6 protein-coding genes are annotated in these 6,457 nt (G+C 40.3%); all 6 read left to right on the top strand.

Annotated elements, in window-relative coordinates; all coding sequences use genetic code 11:
- Positions 1-122 precede the first annotated feature (122 nt).
- On the top strand, positions 123-1,271 hold the full coding sequence (locus C9J03_RS26085) for an OmpP1/FadL family transporter (RefSeq protein WP_044621362.1): 1,149 nt from the start codon (positions 123-125) through the stop codon (positions 1,269-1,271).
- Positions 1,272-1,531: 260 nt separating this feature from the next.
- On the top strand, positions 1,532-2,488 hold the full coding sequence (locus C9J03_RS26080) for a LysR family transcriptional regulator (protein ID WP_044621953.1): 957 nt from the start codon (positions 1,532-1,534) through the stop codon (positions 2,486-2,488).
- A gap of 92 nt (positions 2,489-2,580) precedes the next feature.
- Positions 2,581-3,495: a LysR family transcriptional regulator gene (locus C9J03_RS26075; RefSeq protein WP_044621361.1), complete on the top strand. Its 915-nt coding sequence runs from the start codon at positions 2,581-2,583 to the stop codon at positions 3,493-3,495.
- 374 nt (positions 3,496-3,869) lie between these two features.
- The gene (locus tag C9J03_RS26070) at positions 3,870-4,193 is read left to right on the top strand and encodes an MFS transporter (RefSeq protein ID WP_044621360.1); all 324 of its coding nucleotides are present in this window, start codon (positions 3,870-3,872) and stop codon (positions 4,191-4,193) included.
- Positions 4,186-5,325 carry an HlyD family secretion protein gene (locus tag C9J03_RS26065; protein WP_044621359.1) on the top strand — a complete coding sequence of 380 codons (1,140 nt, stop codon included), beginning with the start codon at positions 4,186-4,188 and terminating at the stop codon, positions 5,323-5,325. Before C9J03_RS26070 ends, C9J03_RS26065 begins: the two co-directional genes overlap by 8 nt.
- A gap of 335 nt (positions 5,326-5,660) precedes the next feature.
- The gene (locus C9J03_RS26060; protein ID WP_052829643.1) at positions 5,661-6,272 is read left to right on the top strand and encodes a hypothetical protein; all 612 of its coding nucleotides are present in this window, start codon (positions 5,661-5,663) and stop codon (positions 6,270-6,272) included.
- The last annotated feature ends 185 nt before the right edge of the window (positions 6,273-6,457 follow it).

The following is a 6,457-nucleotide window of genomic DNA, read 5'->3' as shown; positions in this document are numbered from 1 at the left end:
AACCCCATGAAGCTGGAATACGTTTTTCGCTAAGTCGATACCGACAGTTGTCATCGTCATGCTCGTTCTCCTTTCCCGCAGTTACCGCCATAGTAGACGGCTGAGAGAGGGGCGACCATTCCATTATAATAGGTTTATCACTTGTTGTTGGCTGTTCTTATGCAGAGGCAAGTGGTTTTTTTTTGCCAGAAGCAACCTATGCCAACCTAGGGACAGGAGGAGCGGGAGATGGCGTCTATACGGGCTCAGCAGCGGCTATATGGGCTAATCCTGCGGTAATGCCCCACATGAATGATGATCTCACAACCCTTACCGGGAGTGTGCTGAATCTAGATATTCAGTACAAAGGCCTGGGTGAAGACGGTTCTTCAAATAGCACCCTACCTATTGCAGGCTTTTTTCATACCCAGCAGATAAATGAGGACCTCTATCTAGGCCTGGCATTGGGATCATTGGGCGGTGCAACAATTGATTATGGCACTGACTGGCAGGGTGCTGCCCAAGTCAGCGATGTGGCACTGCTGACTTATCAAATCAATCCATCAATCAGTTATAAAGTCAATCCGAAAGTCTCGGTGGCTGCCGGCTTGCAGTTCAATTATGCTTTTTTACAGGCCAATACCCGGGGAGTCGAGCTGGATAGCGCATCGGATTGGGCCTTTGGGTATAATTTGGGGCTTGTCTATGAAGCTTCAGAATCAACACGCTTGGGGCTATCTTATCGATCCAAACTAGAGCATCATTTTGAATCGGATACCACTGTTTCTGACCAATACCAAGGTAAGTACTCCACCGGGCTCATTATGCCCAATACGATAGATGCCAGTATCAGTTTTAAAGGAAGTGATAAACTGACTCTGATGGGCACTATACAGTGGCACCAATGGAGTAGTATGGAAAACACTATTATTCCAATGGAGTTTCAGCGGGTTGATCCTATATATGTTATTGATCGTCAATGGGATGATGTCTGGCACTTAGGGCTCGGTGGTGAATATGATGTGGGTAATAAATGGGCGCTAAAGCTGGGTTACTCTTATGAAACCTCTCCTTTAGACAATCCAGCACTTCAAACCCCTGAACTACCTGTTGGCGAACAACATCGATATTCAATAGGGGTATCTAGAACATGGGATGATCAGTCTTTCGATATTTATTACCAATATACTGATCTAGGTGATATTGATATCGATCAAAGCAAGTACATCGCACCTCTATCAGGTAAATTTACTGGTAGTGTTCACTTTATTGGTATGGGTTACACATTCTAAGAACAAGGCTTGTTAGAGTTGAATGTAAATTAACGATTATTGTCTGGTGGTTATAATAAAAATACCTTGTCGGCTCAGCTATCTGTAATGAGCGTCAAAACAATGGATATTGACAACTCATCTTAAGCATTAGTACATGTTCTTCGCAGACATTTATATAATTGTCTGTTTCATATGGACTTAATTGATTGGCTGTCTTTAAACTAACGGCCATAAGGAGATGATATACTTTTATGTGGTCGTGTAGCTGGTATGGATTTATGAAAACAGTTGAGCAAGAATTGTCGAGGGTTGACCTGAACCTACTGGTATCTCTTAGCGTGCTACTCAAGGAGCGAAATGTAACACGGGCCGCAGAAGTACTTTATCTCTCACAACCCGCAATGAGCCGAACACTGCGCAGGTTGCGTGATTTATTTGGTGACCCGCTTTTTTTACGTGAATCGAATGGTTTGCAACCGACGGAGAAAGCGTTACAGCTCCAAGCACAAATAGATCAAATTTTGTTTTCAACCAGCAAGCTGATAACTAACTTCGATTTTGAACCCCAGGATTGTGAGCATACTTTTAAAATCTCTACGCCGCCGTTATTGAGCCGTATTTTCACGGCTCCAATAATCAGGGAGTTATCAAGACTGGCACCAAACTGTGGGGTTATTGAATATCCGCCAACCCTTAATCCTAAAACGCAGCTGAAAGATGGTTTGGTTGATTTTTCAATTCATATCGATCAATTCTGTGAAAGTAAAGATTATGAGTCGACTCTACTTACTACTACTTATCCGGTAATTTATGGTCATAGATTACATCCTTTAGTAAAATCAAATAATGTCACATTAGAACAGTGTATGATGTACCAGTTTGTTGATCTTAACTTAGACGTTAACTCAATTCCCCAGCATCATATTTTGATTGACGAGTATTTGAAATATTCAGGTCATAAAAGAAATATAACATTCAAAAGCAATCAACTAAGCACTCTGATCGATGCGATGAATGGTACAAATAAACTACTTATAGCATCGCATATCTTAGCAATCTCAAGGCATAGGTCTAAGGAACTTGTACCTTTATTTAAAATAGATAGTGTTGAATCGCTTAAAATTAACTTTTATTTGAACGAGCATCGCAGAACCAAAACAAGCAATGCGCATAAGTGGTTCAAAGATATAGTCATAAGAACTATAAAATCAGCTGTCTCGGATAATGCCAAATGAAAGCGATAAATCTGTAGATAGTTGTTATAAATATAAAAACATCAGCATTAGACTGATTCATTATAAATTTCCACTAACATCAAGAGGGTTGTATGAAAAAGAACTTTGATTTGAATCTGTATAGATTTCTCGTCGTTTTATATGAAAAGCGGACACAAGCTAAGGTCACTTTTTATTTATCAATAAGTAGAGCTACATTTCAGCGTTATCTGGCCGAGTGTCGGGAAATATTCGGTAATGAACTGTTTATTGCCAATAACAAAGTATATGAACCTACACTATTGGCATCACAGATTGTCAGTAGAGTCAAAGATTCCCTTGAGCAGCTTGAAGATTCTGAATTTTTAGTTCAATCATTCGGCCTAAATAATAAAAGTTTGAATTTTGAATTTCATATGCCATCCATGCTAAGTGAAATATTTGCAATTCCAATCATTCAAGGCCTTAAATCAATTAATGATAATGTGAAAATTACATTCTTGGACTGGTCGCAAGATGCGATTGAGTACCCCAAAAAAGAGCGGATCGTAATCGGCGTTACGAGCTATCCTAGTGAAGTTAGCGAGCGAGTGATTGAGCGCCGTCTAGGTGAGTTGCCTCTTAATGTATGTTTATCTGAAAGACATCGATGTGCCTCTATGGAACAGGTTTCTTTAAGTGATTTAAATAATGATCCTAGTGTTAGGGTTACGATGGGGGAACTAGATAATAGTGAGCACTACCAAACGTTGAAAAGACGGACTGGGATTCAGCTAAAGCAAAATCTTACCGTTGCCACGGTATCGACAGCTTTTCAGTGCGTCAAGATGAATAACAATGTATTCGTAACACTTGGTATTAAAGAAGATGCTGTTCCTGATGGTGTGGTTATGAGACCACTGATATTAGATGGTCAACCTATGTTGTTTGACCTTGGTATTCAGTTTCACCGAATATGGTATCAGCATCCTGTAATTTCACAGGTAGAAGGCATACTAGTTAAAGCATTTTCTGACATATATAAGTAGCGAGTAACAATGAGTTAATAAGTATTAATCTCATTTGCTTTCATGTTAGTGACTGGCCTGTAATACGTTTATTTGTGATATTTTCTTGTTGTGATTATCAAAGATGATTTTGTCGGTTGTTAAAGCTGATGTCATTTTTATCGTATATTTGGATTGGGTGGTTACTTAGAGATATAACATAAATTAATAACGAGTGCATATAACCATTATTGGTAAATTACTTTTGTGTAATTTTTATGTTCAATTATATGAGCTGTGACTTTATCTTTAATCCAGACATGTCAATTTTTTACCATCGTATTGCAGTTCTTGTTTTGATTTATGCGGAATTATAATCGAGTAATTAGAATTATAAATAAATGGAGTGTTAACAAATGTCGTTAGTATCAATGCCTTTTGTTGAAAGTACCGCTGATACCGTCCTACATGTTGTTGCCGGCGTAGTGTTATTTGGGTCAATTGCTGCAATAGCATATGGCTTTTGGAAAGTTCATGAAATCCCTGTTCATGAAGCTCACCGAAAAAAACACCAACAATTAGGTTTGATATCGGCTTTGACTTGGGTGGGATTTATATGGCACTGGGTCTGGGTTCTGGCATTAATTGTTGCCTTTACAGACATTGAGTTAGGCATTCGACGATTACGTGAAATCTGGAAAGATGAACCCCAGATTGTAGAGGAACAGCAAGATGCTTGAAGGATTGGCGGTATGGGCGTTATTTATTTATATTCTTCGCCTTGTGGGTATGCCATGGAATAAGGGAACGAAGCTCTTTGCGTACATTGGCGGAACCAGTTGGCTTATCTTTGTTTGGATAGGGCTTATTACCTATACGCCGATGGATATGTCAGGTGGTTCTGTCGTGCAATCGCCACATATTCAATTGAGGCCAGCCTCAAGTGAAGTGAAGGGGGTGGTAACTGCTATTCATATAGAGCCCAATCAGAAAATTAAAAAAGGTCAACTGATTTATGAAATTGATGATGAGCCTTATCTAATTGCTGTAGAAAACGCAAAAGCTGAATTGGCCGGCGCGGAAATGGGTTTGAGAGGGCAGATCAAGTTAATCGAGCTCTCTCGCCATCAGCAGGATGCGGCTGAGGAGGATCTCGAACTAAAGGTTAACACGCTAGCGCGTTATAAGCTTCAGGAAATCAAGGTGGCGGACACAGTTTCAAAACAACAGCTCGAGCGGCGAATGAGCGAAGTAGAAATGGCCAAAATTAAGCTCAGCCAAGCAAAGTTAAAAACTGAACAGATCATGGTCAATGTTTTCAATGCTGAAACAGTCGTTGCTCAGAAACAAACGGCTGTAGATAAGGCTCAATGGAATCTAGCCAATACCAAGATATACGCCCCGGTTGATGGCTTTGTGACTAATTTCATTATGCGTGAAGGGCAGTATGTAGGGGCAGCTCCTCGTCTTGCTATGTATACCAATGAAAAGTATGTCTTAACAAGAGTCAACCATCAGGCCCTACGTAATGTAAAAAAAGGGCAGTTGGCTGAATTCGGTACGGCAATTTACCCTGGTAAGGTCTTTTCTGCATCGGTTGATAGTATTATCGAAGCGACGGGGGAATCGCAAGGTAGCCTATTGGCCGTCGATGATAATGTTCGCCGGACTACTGGCTTGAATGTGCTTAACAAACACCACTTTGTACGTTTGAAAATTCATGAGCCGGAGGGCTTTGATATTCCTGTAGGTGCTGTTGGTTTAGCATGGATATCTGGTGAAAAGCCAACCCCATTATTAAGTTTCTTGGACGCGATCCGCGGTATTGTTATTCGCGTTAAAACCCAGATTTACTACTTATATTCACTATAGGGTTATTCACATCATGCAGGTAATAGGTAAAAATTAAGACCTATTACCTGCATTCAAATTTCCATCAATACCTTCCTATTATTTACAGCTTTTCTTAATATCACGCTTTTACTTTGCAAGCTTATGTTGATGGCTTTCATTTCCAAAACTGTTATTGATTATTTTCAATGCATTGCGATTTAGTAACACCCATAAATAATAAAAAGAAATATGTGGTTTTATTTTGAGTTGCCTGATGCTCAACAATAATTATTCATAAGGTAAATAATATAAGAAAAGATAAAACCTGGCATGCGTTATCAATAAGCTACTCATTAAATATTACAGGAACGACCATGAATAAGCGTTTGTTATTAATTTTGCTACTCAGTAGTATTCAACCTAAGGTCTTTGCAGAGCAAGAGGTCGAAAATCAGGACAAGGTTAATATGGCTGATCCAACGGCGGTTTACTCTTCAGTTGGGATGGGGATAGCGGCTAATGGGGATGTTGATGCTAGTTTTGGTTTGGCTTTCGGCAAGCATGGGATGAGCCTTGAGTCTAAAAAAGGCTTCGATGAACTAAAGGCTCGATATTATTGGATGAATGAAGGGCAAGGTTTTTATACTGAAGGCTATTTTGGTGGTGATGTGGAGTCGCTAACAGGGGGTTATGTCGCTACGTGGAAAGCAATGGAAAAAGTCACCTTTTATCCAGTGTTAACCATTGGGGTAAATAAGAATCAAGTGACCGACGACTCTATTGCTATTGGTATGGCTGGCTTCTACTCTCGAATTAACCACAACGCGTGGCATATTGGTTTTGACAACTTTTATTCATTTGGTGAAGATGATTATGATCTCTATACCTATGATGCTTTCGTCGGCTACCAAATTAAAAACCATCGGATTAGGGCTGGCTATGACTCAAATGAAGAGGCATACCTCAAATGGCAGATGGCGTTTTAGCCATCAATGCTGTCGATAAGGGCACAGTTAACAGAAAAGCCTCCGGCAAACCGGAGGCTTTTTGTTGGTGCGCCGAGCATGGCGTTGTTCTAGGAGGTGAAAGTCCTCTACGGGCTCAGTCGAGCGAGAACCGTTAGCCTATGCAAGGGTGTCCACCGTGAGGTGGGATCTGAAGGAAGCAAACG

This window comes from Photobacterium gaetbulicola (assembly GCF_003025515.1).
Classification (GTDB): domain Bacteria; phylum Pseudomonadota; class Gammaproteobacteria; order Enterobacterales; family Vibrionaceae; genus Photobacterium; species Photobacterium gaetbulicola.
The sequence above is the reverse complement of the archived record's forward strand: the minus strand, read 5'-3'. Positions and strand labels throughout refer to the sequence as shown.

What these genes read in the sequence shown, in the direction of transcription:
- C9J03_RS26080 (WP_044621953.1), top strand. Translation starts at nt 1,532, where the DNA reads ATGAAAACAGTTGAGCAAGAATTGTCGAGGGTTGACCTGAACCTACTG.
- C9J03_RS26075 (WP_044621361.1), top strand. Translation starts at nt 2,581, where the DNA reads ATGAAAAAGAACTTTGATTTGAATCTGTATAGATTTCTCGTCGTTTTA.
- C9J03_RS26070 (WP_044621360.1), top strand. Translation starts at nt 3,870, where the DNA reads ATGTCGTTAGTATCAATGCCTTTTGTTGAAAGTACCGCTGATACCGTC.
- C9J03_RS26065 (WP_044621359.1), top strand. Translation starts at nt 4,186, where the DNA reads ATGCTTGAAGGATTGGCGGTATGGGCGTTATTTATTTATATTCTTCGC.
- C9J03_RS26060 (WP_052829643.1), top strand. Translation starts at nt 5,661, where the DNA reads ATGAATAAGCGTTTGTTATTAATTTTGCTACTCAGTAGTATTCAACCT.